Raw genomic sequence first — 15,775 nt, 5'->3', positions numbered from 1 at the left:
GGCTCACCTCAGCGTGTAGAGGTACGCCGTCATGTCCCGCGCATCGCGGCCGCTGACGCCCTGCTCGGGCATGCCGTTACCGGGAACCACCCGTTGCGGGTGTTCGAGCCAGCGCATCATGGCGTCCGGCGTGTTCGGCAGCTTGCCCGCGATCGTCGCGCGCACCGCGACCTTTCCCAGCGCGGGTCCTACCTGTCCGCTCGCGCCGGCGATCCCCGGGATGACGTGGCAGCTGCCGCACCCGTAGCCGACGATCGCGACGCGGCCCGCCGCGCTGCTGCCGCCGCTCACCTGCTCCGCCATGACCCGCGTGTACGCGCGACGTTGCGCGACCATCGCCCCGCCTGCCAGGGCGGCGGCCAGCACGCTGGCGGCGACCAGCGCGCCGAGCCACTTGAGACTAGCGGGCATCCGACGTCCCCAGGCGCGGATCGGCGAGTAGCCGCCGCATCAGCAACAGCGCGGCGCCGGCATGGACAAGCCCGCCGGGCACCCACATCAGCAACCCCGCAAGCTGCTGGTCCTCCGCCGGAGACAGCCCGAACGGCGCCATGCCGAGGCTGGCGTAACCGGCATACCAGGGGCTTGTCGCGAACGCCATCAGCGCGCCGAGCGCGCCCGAGACGATGGCGGTGGCGACGAGGCACAATGCCGCGATTCCCGCTGCGGTACGCCGGTGCAGCATCGCGGTCCAGAACAGCAGGGCGGCGACCAGGAACGAGAGATGCTGCGCGACGTGCCAGCCCTCGCTCGCCAGCGCGCGGTCGAACAGCGCGGGGGCGTGCCACAGCCATAGCGCGACGGCCTGGAGCACCGTCGCGGTCACCGCGCCGGTCAGCCATCGCCACGGCGTCGCGATCACCGGCACGGCCGCCGCCAGCGCGCGACGCCCCGACGGCGGAAAGGCCCAGAGCATCACCGCCAGCGGCTCGGCCAGCACCAGCAGCGGCGCGCCGACCAGCATCAGCAGCTCATGCTCGAATATATGCGCCGCAAAGGAGCGCTCGCCCGCCTCGTGAAGCGGCGACACCAATGCGGCGGCGAGCACCAGCAGCCCCGTCGCGAAGAGCGCGGCGCGACGGCGAAGCGCAGCACTCCCCTGCCCCGACCGCGCGTACAGCCGCCACCAGCCACGCGCGAACAGCAGCGCCGCCAGCACGAGCGGCGCGACGATCCACGGGTCGAGCGTCCAGCCCGGCCGCGCATGATGATCGCGCGCGCCGGCCGCGTGCGCCGCCGCCGGCACCGCGCGCAGCAGCGCCGCGGATGCGATCAGCCCGATCAGCCGACGCATGGCGGCACCAGCAGGATCGCGAGCGTCTGAAAGGCGATCGCCACCGCGAAGATGCCCGCGAGCACCAGCGCCAGCCGCGCCAGCCACGAGGTCGCGAGCAGGTCGCCGCCGCGCCGCGCCAGCGGCCGGGCGAGCCAGGCGGCCAGCGCGCAGGCGACGAGGCTCGCCGCACCCCAGACGAGCCCCCAGCCCGCGAGATCGCAGCGCGCGTGGAGCAGCGCCGGCAACCCCTGCTCGAACGCGAACCATGCCACCGGCGGCAGCACCAGCGCCGCCCGGCTGCGCGCGCGCGGACTCACCATAGCCGCGCCAGCCCGTAGACGATCGCGCCGATCGGCAACCACGTGAGCACCACGAAGGTCCAGTAATTGGCATTGTCCTCGACGTCGGCGAACTGGTCGTCGCCGATCTCGTGCGTGAACAGCCACGCCGCCTGCACCACGGTGTCGCCGCAGTCGGTGACGACGTGGCTGGTGTGCAGGATCATCAGCATCCACACCACCGAACCATAAGCGTCGCTGTCCCAGCGCGTGTTGAGATGCGCCAGCTCCAGCCCGCGCGGCACCATCAGCAGCAGGCCGATGATCGTCATCGCCGCCACCCCGATCCGCACGCCCCGCGCATCCTTGGCGAGCGCGCGGCGACGCACCCACAGGTTCGGCAGCTCGCTCGCCAGCAGCCCCAGCGTGAAGACGAGTCCCCAGGTCAGGTCGGGCGGCCGCGTCCCGGCCGGCGGCCACGCCGGCGCCTGCTGCGTCATCAGATAGAGATAGGCGGCGGCGGCAAGCGCGAAGCCGGTGCCCTCGATCAGCATGAAGCCGATATTGCCCCACCAGACGAGGTGCCGCGCGCCGCTGGCGCTGGCGGGAAGCGCGGAAAGGTCGCCGACGATCTCGACGGCGCGTGGCGGTGTCGGGGTCATGACCGCACCCGCAGCGGGCCGGTCGTGGCGCGCCCCCGCTGCGGCCAGAACCAGCCGGTCAGCGCCGCCGCGATCGGCAGCGCGCCGATCGTGACGGCCCAGGCGGTGAAGATGCTCCCGAGGAACATGGCGGTCACCGCCAGCGCGGCGAGGAACGGCCAGATCGACGGAGCGGCGCTCTTCTGCCGGTACAATGGTGCTGCGTCGACGACCGAGGTGACGAGCACCTCGCGCCGCTCGGTCGCGATGCCGTCCACCACGCGCAGCACCGGCGCATCCCATAGCGGCGTCAGGCTGTCGACCACCGGCGTGTAGGCCAGGTTCCACGCCGGCGCCGGCGACTCGCCTGCCCATTCAAGCGTCGACGCGCCCCACGGATCGGCCCCCGCGGGTGCGCCCCGCCAGTAGCTCAGCAGCGCGTTGGCGACGAAGACCACACCCCCCGCCACCGCGATCGCGCTGCCCAGCGTCGCGACCTGGTTGAGCCCGTCCCACCCCATGCCGGCCGGATAGGTATAGACGCGCCGCGGCATCCCCAGCAGGCCCAGCAGGTGCATCGGCGCGAAGCCGAGGTTGAACCCGCCGACCACCAGCACGAACGCGATCCGCCCCCAGCGCTCCGACATCAACCGCCCGGTCGCCTTGGGATACCAATAGCAGAACGCGCCGAAGAGCGGGAACATCGCCCCGCCCACCAGCACGTAATGGAAGTGCGCGACGACGAAGTAGCTGTCGGTCAGTTGCAGGTCGAGCGCCGCCGACGCGGTCATCACCCCCGACAGTCCGCCGAGCACGAAGGTCGCGACGAAGCCGAGCACCCACAGCATCGGCGTCGCCAGCCACGTCCACCCGGTCGCGATCGTCGCGATCCAGCAGAAGATCTGCAATCCCGCCGGCACCGCGATCGCCATGCTCGCCGCGGTATAGAAATCGTTGCCGAGCCGCGGCAGCCCGACCGCGAACATGTGATGCACCCACAGGCCGAAGGCGAGGCAGCCGATCGCCAGAATGGCCAGCACCAGCACATGGTGCCCGAACAAGCGCCGCCGCGAAAACGTCTCGACGATCGACGAGACGAAACCGGTCGCGGGGATGAAGATGATATAGACCTCCGGATGGCCGAAGAACCAGAACAGGTGCTGGAACAGCAGCACGTCGCCGTTCGCGGCCGGCGCGAAGAAGTGGGTGGAGACGAGCCGGTCGGCGATCAGCATGCTCGTCACCAGCATGATCGCGGGCATCGACAGGATCGTCATCAGCGACGCGACCAGCATCGCCCACAGGAACACCGGCATCCGCGCCAGCGTCATGCCCGGCGGCCGCATCTTCAGGATCGTGGCCGCGACGTTGACCGAGGCGCACAGCGCCGCGACCTCGGTGAAGGTGATCATCTGCGCCCAGATGTCGGCCCGGTGCCCCGGCGCGTAGTTCGGCCCGGACAGCGGCGGATATTCGAACCAGCCGAGATCGGGGGTGATGTCGAGCGCATGCGCCACCCACAGCGTCAGCACGCCGCCCAGGTACAGCCAGTAACTGAACGCGCCGAGCCGCGGGAAGGCCATGTTGCGCTGCCCCAGCATCAGCGGCACCAGCCACAGCGCCATCGCCTCCATCGCCGGCACGGAGACGAGGAACAGCATCGTCGATCCGTGGAGCGAGAAGCTCTCGTTATAGAGCTGCGGCCCCATCCGCGTGTTCTCCGCCCACGACAGCTGCCAGCGCATGTCGAGCGCGAGCATCCCGGCAAGGAACAGCAGCAACAGCGCGGTGACGATATAGCGCGCCGCAATCCGCTTGTGATCGACGGTGGTCACGAAGCCCCACCAGCCCGGCGGATCGCGCCAGGTGAGCGAAAGCCGGTCGCGGCGGTCGAGGTCGGGGGTCATCGCAAGCCTGCCAGATAGCCGGCCACCGCATCGGCGTCGGCGGGCGTGAGGGGGACGGCCGGCATCGACGTGCCGGGCTTGATCGCCTGCGGCTGCGCGATCCAGCCCTGGAGATTGCCGCGCGTCATCGTCAGCGTGCCCGCCGCCAGCGTGCGACGCCCGGCGACGTGGGTCAGGTCGGGGCCCGCCCGGCCGCCCGCCGCGGTGCCGCGGACTGCATGGCAGGCGGCGCAGACGGTGGCGAACACCGCGCCGCCGCGCCCCGCCGCCCGACCGGCGGGCGCTGCCTGCGCGGCCAGCCACGTGCGGAACGCGTCGCTCGGCTCCACCTTCACCGCCAACGCCATATGCGCGTGCTGCAACCCGCAGAACTCGGCGCATTGGCCGCGATACCAGCCGGCGCGACGCGCGGTGACGTCGAGGCGATTGGTGCGTCCCGGAATCATGTCGAGCTTGCCCGCCACACCCGGCACCCAGAAGCTGTGGATCACGTCCGCCGATTCCAGCACCAGCCGCACCGTCCGCCCCTGCGGCAGATGAAGCTCGTTGGCGGTCTCGGTCCACCCGCCGCTCGCCGGGTCGCGGTACCGGATCCGCCACCACCATTGGTGACCGGTGACGCGCACCTCCAGCGCCGGCGCGGCGCGCGTGGCGAACAGCGCGCGATCGGCAAGGAAACTGCCGGTGATCAGCACCGTCAGACCGATCAGGATCGCCCCCGCAGCCACGGGCAACAGGCGCCTCAGTCGTCCGTCCGTACGGTGCGTGGCGTCGCCGTCACCCCGTGCGTCCGCCCCCCGCTGCCGCCACGCACGCCACAGCGCCCAGCCGAGCGCGGCGACCACGACGACATAGACGACGCCGCACACCCACATCATCAGCGCGAAGAGCGAGAACAGCGCCTGCGCCTGGTCGCCGCCTGGATCCAGCGCGCTCTGCGCCCCGGCACATCCGGACAGCAGCAGGCAGGCGACCGGAAGACGCGCGCTCACCTGACCGGCCCCGACCAGCTGCGCCCCTGCGGCTCGCCGACCTGCTCGACGCTCAGCCGCCGCCGCTTTTCCGGCGTATGCCGCGACAGATCGCGCGTGTAAGCGGTCAGCTGCCACAACGGTTCGACCGGCACGCGCGCGGCGTAGCGGAACGCGCCGTGCCGGTGCGCGACCGATGCATAGACCTGATCGAAGCCGCCGCCGTACCGCCACCGCCCGTCCGCAAGGTCGCGGACCCCGGGCGCGCCGTCGCGGTGGCACGCCGCACAGCCGTACCACGCGAAATAGCGGCCCCCCTGCGAGACCTGATAGACGTTGTCCTGGTAATAGCCGATGCGGGGATCGGCGCTTCCGCGGGGCGCGGTCTGCGGCAGCGACGGCCCGATCTCACGCGCTTCGCGCTGGCACCCTGCCAGACACAAGGCCGCCGCCGCGCCCGCCGCCACATCGCCCCATCGGATCCGCATCCCGCTCCTTTGCGCCGGCCTTTCGACATGAAATGTCACACAATCGGAAGGTCGCGCATTGTGCTGGATCAAGCCGCGACGCAGGTTCCTCCGCACGGGCCGGACCGACCCCCGCAACGCCGACGGCGGCCGGCATCAACGGAAACCTTCCCGCCGCCGCGCGCGGATCGACGTCACTCGTGCAGCACGCGTCCGATCGCCTGCGTTATCAGCCGGATGGTCGTCGGCTTCTCGCATCGAGCAACGGCTTTGAAGCGATCCGGCAGCGACGTGCCGTCGTAGCCGGTCGTGAACACCAGCGGCACCCCGCGCGCGATCAGGACATCCGCGACCGGATACGCGGCCTCGCCACCGAGGTTCACGTCGAGGATCGCGCCGTCGATCCGCTGCTCCGACCGCGCCATCGCCAGGGCGTCCTCGACCGTACCGACAGGACCGAGCACCACCGCGCCGGCTTCGTCGAGCTCCAACTTCATTTCGTCGGCCAACATGAACTCGTCCTCGACGATCAGGATGCGGCAGTTGCACAGGGTCCGCTCAGGCATGTTCCGGTACCTCCGTGCTCGCGGAAACGGGGATCGAGATCGTACAATGAACGCCGTCCGGCTTCAGCTGATAGGACGTGCGCGCGCGCAGCTGATAGGGGAGCGCTCGTTCGATCAGCTCGCGGCCTTGTCCGGTCCCGGTCGGTCTCGTTCCCTCGGGCGCGATCGTGACGCCGCTCTCGCGCCAGTCGATGTGTAGCCACGGCCTCCCGCCGTCTTCCGCGCGATCGAGCGACCATGTGACCGCCAGCTGACCGCCCGGTTGCTTGAACGCGCCGTACTTGACCGCGTTCGTCGCCAGTTCGTGCAACGCCATCGCGAGCATCTGGACCGTCGAGGACCGCAAGCGCACGCCGCTCGGCCCCGCGAGGTGCGCACGGTCCAGGCTCCCGCTCACCGCCGACAGCTCGGTCCGGATCAGATCGTCGAAGGACACGCGATCGGCCTCGTCGAGGCGCGACAGCAGCCCCTGGACGCGCGCCAGCGCGTCGAGGCGATCACGAAAGCGCGCCCGGAAATCGTTGAGATCGGCGCTGCTGCGCGCGGTCTTGTCCGCCACCGAGCGCACCACCCCGATGAGGTTGCGGGTCCGATGCTGGAGTTCGTCGACGAGCACCGCCTGACGCTCCTGCAACTCCTTGCGCTGCTGCACGTCGGTGGTGGTGCCCAGCCATTCCACGATCCGGCCCGAAGAATCGCGGACCGGCATCGACCGCGTATGATGCCACAGATACGCGCCGTCGCCGCCACGCCGGACCCTGAACTCCACGTCGATGCCGCCCGCTGCATCGGCGTCGTGCCATGCGCGCAGGGCGACGGCATGGTCGTCCGGATGGACCGCGTCGAGCCATCCGCGCCCCAGGCTGGACTCCGGGCCTTGCCCCGTGAACGACTGCCACTGCACGCTCGACCAGGTCCAATTGCCCCCGTCCAGGGAACGCCATACCAGTTGCGGTATGCCCTCCACCAGCACGCGCAGGCGCTCCTCGCTTGCCCGGATGCGCTCCTCGATCTGGCGGCGGGGGGTGATGTCGAAGCTGACACCGTTGATGATCCACGGCTTCTCGCGCTCGGCCCGCCCGCGCATCTCGACCCAGCGCCCCGCCGCCGGCCCGGCGGCCACTTGAACCTGCACCTGGAACTCCCCGCCGGGGGGGAACCCCTGCGCGGCGACGGAGCGGAACCAATCCACTCCCTCCAGAAACATCAGGTCGGCATAGATCGACACCGGGTGCGGCTGTTCGGGCGACGACACGCCCCACAACGCCTGGACGGTCGCGTCGGTCCGCACGGTGCCTGCGCGCGTGTCCCATGTCCACGCCCCCATCCGTCCGCTGTCGAGCGCGACACGCCGGATCGCCTCGCTTTCGCGCAGCGCCGTTTCGACACGGCGCCGCGCATCGATGTCGATATTGATGCCGATCCATTTTGCGATCGCACCATCGGCGTCGAGCACGGGGCTGGCACGAACGTTCGTCCAGCGCCAGCCGCCGTCGGGCGCGCGGAGGCGGAACTCCGCATCGACCAGCCCGCGCGCCGCGATCGCCTCGCGCCACTGGCGCTCGGCATAGGCGCGATCATCGGGGTGGATCGCGTCCAGCCATCCGTAGCCGAGCCACTCGTCCTCCGTCTGCCCGGTGAAGGCGCGCCAGCTCGGGCTGTCCACGACGACCACCCCCTCCGGGCTGGTCTCCCACACCGCCTGCGCCCAGCTGCCGATCAGCAACCGGTGACGCGCCTCGCTTTCCTGCAGGGCGCGGGCAGCCAGGACCTGCGTCGTCGTTTCGCGCAGCGTCCAGAGCACACCTGCGACCGCCCCGCCCTCGTCGCGCACCGGCGCATAGTCGACATCGAACCACGCGTCCTTCAGCTGGCCGTCGCGAAGGACGGGGTAGCGCTGTTCCGTCAGCCGCGCCGCCTTGCCCGCCATCCCGGCGGCGACATCGGCGGCGAACACGTCGCGCGACCGGGCGAACGTCTCGAACGCCGATCGCCCGAGCGCCGGCGCGTCATGCTCGCGCAGCAGCTCGGCGAAGGCGTCGTTGTAGAGGTGGATCGCCCCGGCACCCCATAGCAGGCTGGTCATGCCCGGCGATGCGAGCATGAAGTCGACGACCGTCCTCAGGCTTTGCGGCCAGCCTTCGATGGGGCCGAGCGCGGTCGCCGACCAGTCGAACCGGCGGATGCGCGTGGCCATCGCCGTGTCGCCGCAGGGCCATTGCGGCGGCGTCTCGGTATCGCTCCCCGCCATGCCGCCCCCCCTCCGGTCAATGGCTCCTTCGACCCGCGACGCGCGCCGGCCGCGCGGCGAGCACCTCCACCACCGCGTGCCGGCTCACCGGCTTCTGCAGGCACAGCGTGTCGGCCAGGTCGCGCGGCAGGACGAACGGGTCGTAACCGGTCACGATGACGCTGTGCACCCGGCGGTCCTTCAGGCGGCGCGCGACATCGAACCGCGCGCCGGAACCGTCGAGGTTGAGGTCGAGCACGGCATGCGACGGCGTGCACTCGTCGATCATTCGCAGCGCCTCGTCCGCGCTCGGACACGGTCCCAGAACAACAGCCCGGGCGTCTCTGAGCGCTTCGGCCGTATCGTCGGCGATGAGATATTCGTCCTCGACCACCAGGACGACACAGCCTGCCAGTTCGCGGTCCATACCACTTCCTCATCCCCGGCGGATCGATCCGCCTCGCGTTGCGACGACTATCACATGGCTGAAATCGACGCCGTCACAACAAAGGATAGCAAAGTTGATCGGAATCAAAAGCTTTCCGGAGAGGCGCCACCGTGTCGATCACGCTCCCGCTTTCCGTACCAAGAGTACGTCGAGATCGACGGGCGCGAAGTCGTGGACGTCCACCCCGACGTCGAACTGCCGCGGCATCGGCTTCAGCCGCCCGTGGCTGTGCCCGTGCAGGTTGATCGCGCCCTTGTGCTGCCCGTTCCAGCTGCGAAAGGGATAGTGGCAGAGAACGAGGCGCCGTCCACCCTCCTCCACCTCCGCGTAATCGCCGACGCTCGCCCAGCCCGCCGCGGCAAGCGTCCCGTCGGGATCGTTATTGCCGCGCAGCAGGTGCTTGGTCCCGTTCAGCCGCGCCAGCAACCCCGCCACGTCGCCCGCGCGCCGCGCCACGTCGCCCAGGTGCCACACCACGTCGCATGGGCCCACCACCGCGTTCCAGCGCGCGACGATCGCGGCGTCCATGTCCGCGACATTCGCGAACGGCCGGCGCTGGATATTGATCGTGCGGTGATCGCCGAAGTGCGTGTCGGCGGTGAAGAAAACCGTCATGTCCAGTACAGCACCCGCGCCCGCGGCAGCACCGCCGCGATCCGTTCCTCGAAGAAGGTGCGCAGCAACCGCATCGTCGCCGCGTCATAGACCTGCTTTTCCGCGCCGAACTTCGTCCGCTTCGTCGTGCGGTTCGCATCCGTCATGTCGAGCGCCGAGCCGGGATACCAGCTTTCCAGCACCCCCTTCGACCCGGCGGTGAAACGGTGCGTGATCAACTCGATGGTCAGGTCGACGTGCTCCACCCCCTCCAGCGCCTGCGCCGCCTCGTCGAGCAATGCGCCATACGCCGCCTGCCAGCCCTCCGCGGCGATGATCGGCGCGATGGTCAGCCCGATCGGATATCCGGCCGCCGCCATGTCGCGCAGCGCGGCCAGGCGGCGCGCAACCGGCGCGGTGCCGCCCTCGAACCGCGCGAACCCGCGCGGGTTGACCGAGGCGCGCATCCGCGTGCGTCCGGCATGATCGAGCGCCAGCAGCGGCGTCACATTGGCGAACTTGGTGGTGAAGCGCAGCTGGACGTCGGCATCCCACCGCCCGAACCACGCGATCGCCGCCGACAGCGATCCGGTGAGCGGCTCCAGGGCCAGCGGATCGGTATAGCACGACGCCTCGAACGTCGTTCCCTCCCCGGCGCGGCTGCGGCTGCGCGAGGTGACGGTGCCCTTCCCCAGATACGCCGACAGCCCGTCCAGGATCTCGTCAAGGTTGGCATATACCCGCGTGATCGGCGGCCCCTTCAGCGACCCGGCGAGATAGCAATACCCGCAATGCGCCGGGCACCCCTCGGCCAGGTCGACGCGCCAGTCGGCGCTCGGCGCGATCGGCTGCAAGCGCCGCTTGGACGGCGGCGCGACGACCAGCGCGAGCGTCGCCTTCGCCTCGGCATAGGCGCGGCGCGGGTCGGCCGAGAGATCGAGCGACAACCGGTCGCCGGGTAGCGCGACCACCTCGATCCCCCGCGCCGCCGCGCGCTCCGCGATCGCCCGTCCATGCGCGAAGGTCAGCGCCGAACGTGTCGCCAGCACGCGCTTCGGCGTCCATCCCGCCGCGTCGGTGCGCGCGGCCTGCCCTTCGCTGCTCATGCCCCGACAACGCCCGACCGGCACCGGCGGTGCCGCAACCGCAAACACCGTGCCCGACGTCCGGCGCTACTGCGAGCGGCGGTTGGTCAGCGCCGCTCCCACGCGTGTTCCGTCTCCAGCGACAGCCGGTCGCGTCCCGCGGTCAGGATGGCCTGCTCGCGCCCGTCCTCGGCAAAGCGGACGGCGACGTCCTGCTCCGGAACATCGCCGTCGATCGCGCGATCGGCGGGCGAGGCGACATGGCCGACGTAGCGCAGGCTCAGGTCGTAATGCCCCGACCAGAAGAACGGCACCGCATCATAGCCGCGTGCCTCCTGCCCCAGCAGGTGCCGCGCCAGCCATTGCCCCATACGCTGCGCCACCACCCAGTGTTCGACGCGGATCGGATGCCCCAGCCGACGATCGGGGACGCTCGCGACGTCGCCGATCGCATGGATCGCGGAGTCGACCGTCCGCAGATGATCGTCGACGCGCACCCCGCCGCCCGCCGCGTCGTCGGCCAGCGTCAGCCCCGCGGCCTCCGCCAGCGCGGTCCGCGGCCGGACACCGATTCCGGCGACGATCAGGTCGCCCTCTACCCGCGTGCCGTCGTCCAGCATTGCGGCACGGCCGTCCCAGCGCGCGACGCGGCGGTTGACGTGAAAGGTCACGCCCTTGGATTCGTGCAGGTCGCGGACCATCGCCCCGACCTCGGGACCCGCGGTCTTCTCCAGCGGCAGGTCGGTATCGGACACGACCGCCACCTCCAGCCCGCGCGCGACCAGCGAGGCGGCGACCTCCAGCCCGATATAGCTCGATCCGACCACGATCGCGCGCGCCGCCTGTTCGGCTGCGGCGATCAGGTGATCGGCATCGGCCAGCGTGCGGACGAGATGCACGTCGTTGCGGTCCGCGCCGTAGAAATCCGGCGCGAACGGCTCGGCACCGGTGGCCAGCACCAGCGTGTCATAGTCCAGCGTCACGCCGTCGCCGAACACGACCGCCTTCGCTTCCCGGTCGATCGCCGTCACGCGCGCGCCCGTATGCAGCGTCACCCCGTCCAGATCCGGCAGCGCCGCCGCGTCGCGATCGGCCTTCCCCGCCAGATACTGCTTCGAACAGAAGGTGCGATCGTAGGGCCCCTCGCCTTCCTCCCCGATCAGCGTGACGGACGCCCCCGCCCCGTGCCGCGCCAGCATCTCGGCGCAGGCGTGACCCGCCGCACCCGCACCGACGATCACGACGCGCCCGATGTCGGACCCGGCCGCCGCCGGCCCCGCGTCGGCCGCGCGCGGCGTCGGATCGATGCGGACGTGCCCGGCCTCCTCGACCACCTCGAACCGGTCGAGCGCGGCGAACGCCGGCGCACCCACCGCCTCGCCCGTCTTCACGTCGAACCGGGCATGATGCCACGGACAGCGGAGCGTGCCGTCGACGACGATGCCGTCGGCCAGCGGCGCCTTCAGATGCGTACAGACGCCCGACAGCGCGCACACCCGCCCGCCGTGTCGCACCAGCACCACATCGACGCCGTCCACCTCGCCCGCGACGATCTGCCCTTCGGCCAGATCGGTCGAGGCGATGCCGCTCGCCAGATCACGCTTCGCCATCAACGCTACCCTTCTGCCGCTGCCGTCGTTCAGTCCGCACGCTGCAGATCGGTCGCGGCCAGATGCTCGCTGATGAACCACACCTGCGGCTCGCCGGTGCGGATGATATCGCTGACCAGCAGGTCGTTGGTGCCGTCGTCGCCCGACTCGTCCGCGGCCTTGGCGCCCTCATGCGCCTCCTCCAGCACGATCCGGTGCGCCTCCATCAACCGCGCCAGCATCGTCGGCACATCCTCGCGGCCGCGCGGCGGGCGCGCGATCTTCGTCATCTCGGCGACGTCGTGCGGGGTCGCGATGCTGATCCCGCCCAATGCCTGGATCCGCTCGGCGACCATGTCGACCAGTTCGGCCTGCTTTTCGTAATGCGTGTCGAGCAGCAGGTGCAGCTGATAGAAGGTCGCGCCCGACATCTGCCAGTGGTGCTTCTTGTACAGGTCGCGCAGCATCATCGTATCGGCCAGCACCTGGTTCAGGATCGCGACGCTTTGCTTGCGCGCATTGTCCGACAGGCCGAGCGGCAGTTCCTTCAGCGTGCCGAACGGCTGGATTTCACGATATTCGATCTTGTAGTGCGGCTGCGCCTGATCGTTATGGGCCACGAACTCACTCCGGTATCGTTGCAACTCGGTGCCGAAGCGCTCGCATCGACGCAGAGTTCCCACGCGGATCGCTTAAACGCGTAAAGCATTGACCCGATGTGCCTTGATGCGAATTAATTTCTAGTCTGTGGCCGAACCGGGGAACGCAAGCGCCTCTGCATCGTCCAGCAGGGGATTTTGCTCCGCGAGGCGACGTGACCCAACCGACATTGGTTTTTCTTCATGCGCTCGGCGCCAGCGCGCGGGCATGGGACCTCGTGCGCGGCCATTTGCCCGATCACGCGTGCCTCGCGCTCGACCTGCCCGGCTTCGGCGATCGCGCCGGTCGGGGCTATGCCGATGTGGCGACGATGGCGGACGACGTTGCGGAGGCGATCCGCGCGCATCGGCTCACCGCCTGCGTCTTGGTCGGGCACAGCATGGGCGGCAAGGTCGCCTCCGTGGTCGCCGCGCGCGCGGCGGCGGGTGAGCTCGGCCTCGCCGGTGTGCTCGGCATCGTGCTGGTCGCCGCCTCGCCGCCCGCGCCGGAGCCGATCGCCGACGAGCGCCGCGCGCAGATGATCGGCTGGCCCGCCGCTGGCGAGATCGGGCGCGCGGACGCCGAAACCTTCGTCGACGCCAACACCGCCGTGCCTTTGCCCGTGCCGTTGCGCGAACGGGCGATCGCCGACACCCGCCGGTCGAGCCGCGAAGCGTGGCTCGGCTGGCTGGAGCGCGGCAGCCGCGAGGACTGGCGCCCGCGCGCCGCGTCGATCCCGCTTCCCGCACTGATCGTCGCCGGCGCGGAGGACGGCGACCTCGGCGAAGCGGCGCAGCGCCGCCTCAACCTTCCGCATTATCCGCATGCCGAGGTGCACGCCGTCGCCGATGCCGCCCACCTTATCCCCTACGAGCAGCCCGCGGCGCTCGCCGCGCTGATCGCCGGGCATGTCGCGGCGGTGCGCGACCGCGCGCTGCCCGACCGCTTCGTCCGCCTGCTGGACTCGGACCGCGTCAGCCGCCGCACCCGCGCGGCGATGCTGGACCGGACCCGCCCGGTCTCGGACGCGGAGGCCGGCTGGTCCGACCCGCAACTGCGATCGGTCGCCGCGCTCGTCGCGCAGGTGCTGCCCGACCAGGGCCATGATCGCGCGCTTGCGCGCCGCGTCGGCGTCGCGGTCCACGGCCCGGGCGACGGCTGGCGCTTTGCCGACCTGCCGCCGGACCCCGACGCCTGGGCGCGCGGGCTGGCGACGCTCGACGCGCTGAGCGGCGGCTTCGCCGCGCTGTCTTCGCCGGATCAGGCCGCGTGGCTCCACCGGATCGACGCCGGGGAAGCCGGGATCGCCGACGACGCGCGTTATCTCTCGCCCACGCAGATGCGCTTGTGGTTCCAGGACGCCCGTGCCGAGATCGCGCGGCAGTGGATCGCCGCGCCCGGCGCGATGGCGGCGATCGGCTACGACGGGTTCGCGGTCGGCGGCGACGGCCCGCGCCAACAGGGCTTCACCCGCACCGCCGCCGACGACATCGAACACTGGCAGCACGCCGCGGAGCCGACCGCATGAGCCGCGCACCCTATGCCGAAAACGAACAGGTCGACGCGGTCGTGGTCGGGACGGGTGCCGGCGGCGCCCCGCTGCTGGCGCGGCTGGCCGAGGCCGGGCTGTCGGTCGTCGCGCTCGACGCCGGTCGCGCCTTCCGCCCCGAAGAGCATGTCGCCGACGAACTGGCGGCCGACATCTATTGGATGGAGGAGCGGCTGAGCGGCGGCGCCGATCCGACCGCGTTCGGGTCCAACAACTCCGGGATGGGGGTCGGCGGATCCACGCTGCATTGGGGCGCCTTCTGCCCGCGCCCCGATCCGCGCGACCTGACACTGAAAAGCACGACCGGATTCGGCACCGACTGGCCGATCCCGCATGCCGAATTGATCGAATATGTGCACCGTGCCGAGTATTTCACGGGTGTCTCCGGTCCCGCGCGCTATCCATGGGACACCGAACGCCACTACGCCTATCCTCCGGTCGCCCGCAACGCGTCGGCGGACGCGATGGCGCGCGGCTGCGCGGCGCTCGGGATCACCGCCACCGACGCCCCCGCCGCGCTGGTGTCGCGCGATCGCGAACAGCCGCACTGGGGTCAGCGGCAAGCGTGCGTGAACTGCGGCACCTGCCATCAAGGGTGCAGAAACGCTGCAAAAACCAGCATGGACACCAGCTATCTTCCCCACGCCGTCGCCCACGGCGCGGAGATCCGCGCCGGTGCCCGCGTCCTGTCGGTGGAGTTCGATAGCGCCGGCCAGATCACCGCCGTCGTCTATCATCAAGGCGGAGAAACCCGCCGCCAACGCTGCCGCACCCTCTTCCTCTGTGCGGGAGGCGTTGAAACACCACGATTATTGCTCAATCTCGGCATCGCCAATTCCAGCGGACAGGTCGGGCGCAACTTCATGGCGCATGTCGCCACGCAGGTGTGGGGCACGTTCGATGCCGAGATGCGGATGAACCGCGGCTATCCGTCGTCGCTCATCACCGAAGACCTGCTGCGCCCCGAAGATGCTGATTTCGCAGGCGGTTATCTGATCCAGAGCCTGGGCGTGCTGCCGGTCAATCTCGCCAACGGTCTGGCGAGAGGTGCCGGCTTCTGGGGGAAGCGATTGCAGAACCTGCTGCGACGGTACAATCGCATGGCGGGTATCGGTATCAACGGCGACTGCCTGCCGCACCCCGACAATCGCCTGTCCCTGTCGGACGAGACCGATGCCTTCGGCCAGCGCAAGGCCCGCATCGACTTCGGCTATCACGCGAACGAGCGCGCGATCGACCGCCACGCCCGCCGCACGATGACCGCGATCTGGGAAGCCGCGGGTGCCCGCGACATCTTCGCCGTCGACCGCTCCGCCCACACGATCGGAACGTGCCGGATGGGCTCGAACGGCGACGAGGCGGTGGTCGACGCCGACGGACGCAGCTTCGACATCCCTAACCTGCTGATCTGCGACAATTCTATCTTCCCCAGCGCGCTGGCCGCCAATCCGGCGTTGACGATCATGGCGCTGTCGCTGCGCACCGCTGACCGCTTCCTGCGGGCCGACGCGCAAGAGGGTCGTCATCGACGTTGA

Annotated in this window: 16 protein-coding genes; 2 read left to right on the top strand and 14 right to left on the bottom strand. The window is 70.4% G+C overall.

Annotated elements, in window-relative coordinates; genetic code table 11:
• Positions 1 to 3 precede the first annotated feature (3 nt).
• The 14 genes from J2Y58_RS02410 to J2Y58_RS02345 form a co-directional block, all read right to left on the bottom strand.
• Positions 4 to 411: a c-type cytochrome gene (locus J2Y58_RS02410; protein ID WP_310098136.1), complete on the bottom strand. Its 408-nt coding sequence runs from the start codon at positions 409 to 411 to the stop codon at positions 4 to 6.
• Positions 401 to 1,294: a cytochrome c oxidase assembly protein gene (locus J2Y58_RS02405; RefSeq protein WP_310098133.1), complete on the bottom strand. Its 894-nt coding sequence runs from the start codon at positions 1,292 to 1,294 to the stop codon at positions 401 to 403. The genes J2Y58_RS02410 and J2Y58_RS02405 overlap by 11 nt, the downstream gene beginning before the upstream one ends.
• The gene (locus J2Y58_RS02400; RefSeq protein ID WP_310098130.1) at positions 1,282 to 1,596 is read right to left on the bottom strand and encodes a hypothetical protein; all 315 of its coding nucleotides are present in this window, start codon (positions 1,594 to 1,596) and stop codon (positions 1,282 to 1,284) included. The genes J2Y58_RS02405 and J2Y58_RS02400 overlap by 13 nt, the downstream gene beginning before the upstream one ends.
• Positions 1,590 to 2,216: a cytochrome c oxidase subunit 3 gene (locus J2Y58_RS02395; RefSeq protein WP_310098128.1), complete on the bottom strand. Its 627-nt coding sequence runs from the start codon at positions 2,214 to 2,216 to the stop codon at positions 1,590 to 1,592. The genes J2Y58_RS02400 and J2Y58_RS02395 overlap by 7 nt, the downstream gene beginning before the upstream one ends.
• A complete protein-coding gene (locus J2Y58_RS02390) occupies positions 2,213 to 4,102 on the bottom strand; it encodes a cbb3-type cytochrome c oxidase subunit I (RefSeq protein ID WP_310098125.1) in 1,890 nt (629 codons plus the stop codon). Before J2Y58_RS02390 ends, J2Y58_RS02395 begins: the two co-directional genes overlap by 4 nt.
• Positions 4,099 to 5,094, bottom strand: a complete 996-nt coding sequence (coxB, locus tag J2Y58_RS02385) for a cytochrome c oxidase subunit II (RefSeq protein WP_310098123.1) — start codon at positions 5,092 to 5,094, stop codon at positions 4,099 to 4,101. Before coxB ends, J2Y58_RS02390 begins: the two co-directional genes overlap by 4 nt.
• Positions 5,091 to 5,561, bottom strand: coding sequence for a hypothetical protein (locus J2Y58_RS02380; protein WP_310098120.1), 471 nt, complete (start codon positions 5,559 to 5,561; stop codon positions 5,091 to 5,093). Before J2Y58_RS02380 ends, coxB begins: the two co-directional genes overlap by 4 nt.
• A gap of 173 nt (positions 5,562 to 5,734) precedes the next feature.
• Positions 5,735 to 6,106 (bottom strand): response regulator, encoded by a 372-nt coding sequence (locus J2Y58_RS02375; RefSeq protein ID WP_310098117.1) that lies wholly within the window; start codon positions 6,104 to 6,106, stop codon positions 5,735 to 5,737.
• Complete coding sequence (locus J2Y58_RS02370) at positions 6,099 to 8,357, bottom strand: PAS domain-containing protein (RefSeq protein WP_310098115.1); 2,259 nt, start codon at positions 8,355 to 8,357, stop codon at positions 6,099 to 6,101. Before J2Y58_RS02370 ends, J2Y58_RS02375 begins: the two co-directional genes overlap by 8 nt.
• A 16-nt stretch (positions 8,358 to 8,373) precedes the next feature.
• Positions 8,374 to 8,763, bottom strand: a complete 390-nt coding sequence (locus J2Y58_RS02365) for a hypothetical protein (protein WP_310098111.1) — start codon at positions 8,761 to 8,763, stop codon at positions 8,374 to 8,376.
• Between the two features lie 138 nt (positions 8,764 to 8,901).
• The gene (locus J2Y58_RS02360) at positions 8,902 to 9,399 is read right to left on the bottom strand and encodes a metallophosphoesterase family protein (protein WP_310098108.1); all 498 of its coding nucleotides are present in this window, start codon (positions 9,397 to 9,399) and stop codon (positions 8,902 to 8,904) included.
• Positions 9,396 to 10,484 (bottom strand): spore photoproduct lyase family protein, encoded by a 1,089-nt coding sequence (locus tag J2Y58_RS02355; protein WP_310098106.1) that lies wholly within the window; start codon positions 10,482 to 10,484, stop codon positions 9,396 to 9,398. The genes J2Y58_RS02360 and J2Y58_RS02355 overlap by 4 nt, the downstream gene beginning before the upstream one ends.
• 86 nt (positions 10,485 to 10,570) lie before the next feature.
• A complete protein-coding gene (locus J2Y58_RS02350; protein WP_310098103.1) occupies positions 10,571 to 12,073 on the bottom strand; it encodes an FAD-dependent oxidoreductase in 1,503 nt (500 codons plus the stop codon).
• Between the two features lie 29 nt (positions 12,074 to 12,102).
• Positions 12,103 to 12,672: a DNA starvation/stationary phase protection protein gene (locus tag J2Y58_RS02345; RefSeq protein WP_310098100.1), complete on the bottom strand. Its 570-nt coding sequence runs from the start codon at positions 12,670 to 12,672 to the stop codon at positions 12,103 to 12,105.
• Between the two features lie 194 nt (positions 12,673 to 12,866).
• Between J2Y58_RS02345 and J2Y58_RS02340 the strand changes: the two genes are divergently transcribed.
• The gene (locus J2Y58_RS02340) at positions 12,867 to 14,219 is read left to right on the top strand and encodes an alpha/beta fold hydrolase (RefSeq protein ID WP_310098097.1); all 1,353 of its coding nucleotides are present in this window, start codon (positions 12,867 to 12,869) and stop codon (positions 14,217 to 14,219) included.
• Entirely contained in the window at positions 14,216 to 15,775 is a 1,560-nt protein-coding gene (locus tag J2Y58_RS02335; protein ID WP_310098094.1) for a GMC family oxidoreductase, read from the top strand. Before J2Y58_RS02340 ends, J2Y58_RS02335 begins: the two co-directional genes overlap by 4 nt.

The organism is Sphingomonas sp. BE138 (genome assembly GCF_031456125.1).
Classification (GTDB): domain Bacteria; phylum Pseudomonadota; class Alphaproteobacteria; order Sphingomonadales; family Sphingomonadaceae; genus Sphingomonas.
This window is presented reverse-complemented; position numbering and strand designations above follow the sequence as displayed.

Bases quoted from the DNA above. Each gene is read 5' to 3' on its own strand.
- J2Y58_RS02410 (WP_310098136.1), bottom strand. From the start codon at position 411: ATGCCCGCTAGTCTCAAGTGGCTCGGCGCGCTGGTCGCCGCCAGCGTG.
- J2Y58_RS02405 (WP_310098133.1), bottom strand. From the start codon at position 1,294: ATGCGTCGGCTGATCGGGCTGATCGCATCCGCGGCGCTGCTGCGCGCG.
- J2Y58_RS02400 (WP_310098130.1), bottom strand. From the start codon at position 1,596: ATGGTGAGTCCGCGCGCGCGCAGCCGGGCGGCGCTGGTGCTGCCGCCG.
- J2Y58_RS02395 (WP_310098128.1), bottom strand. From the start codon at position 2,216: ATGACCCCGACACCGCCACGCGCCGTCGAGATCGTCGGCGACCTTTCC.
- J2Y58_RS02390 (WP_310098125.1), bottom strand. From the start codon at position 4,102: ATGACCCCCGACCTCGACCGCCGCGACCGGCTTTCGCTCACCTGGCGC.
- J2Y58_RS02380 (WP_310098120.1), bottom strand. From the start codon at position 5,561: ATGCGGATCCGATGGGGCGATGTGGCGGCGGGCGCGGCGGCGGCCTTG.
- J2Y58_RS02375 (WP_310098117.1), bottom strand. From the start codon at position 6,106: ATGCCTGAGCGGACCCTGTGCAACTGCCGCATCCTGATCGTCGAGGAC.
- J2Y58_RS02370 (WP_310098115.1), bottom strand. From the start codon at position 8,357: ATGGCGGGGAGCGATACCGAGACGCCGCCGCAATGGCCCTGCGGCGAC.
- J2Y58_RS02365 (WP_310098111.1), bottom strand. From the start codon at position 8,763: ATGGACCGCGAACTGGCAGGCTGTGTCGTCCTGGTGGTCGAGGACGAA.
- J2Y58_RS02360 (WP_310098108.1), bottom strand. From the start codon at position 9,399: ATGACGGTTTTCTTCACCGCCGACACGCACTTCGGCGATCACCGCACG.
- J2Y58_RS02355 (WP_310098106.1), bottom strand. From the start codon at position 10,484: ATGAGCAGCGAAGGGCAGGCCGCGCGCACCGACGCGGCGGGATGGACG.
- J2Y58_RS02350 (WP_310098103.1), bottom strand. From the start codon at position 12,073: ATGGCGAAGCGTGATCTGGCGAGCGGCATCGCCTCGACCGATCTGGCC.
- J2Y58_RS02335 (WP_310098094.1), top strand. From the start codon at position 14,216: ATGAGCCGCGCACCCTATGCCGAAAACGAACAGGTCGACGCGGTCGTG.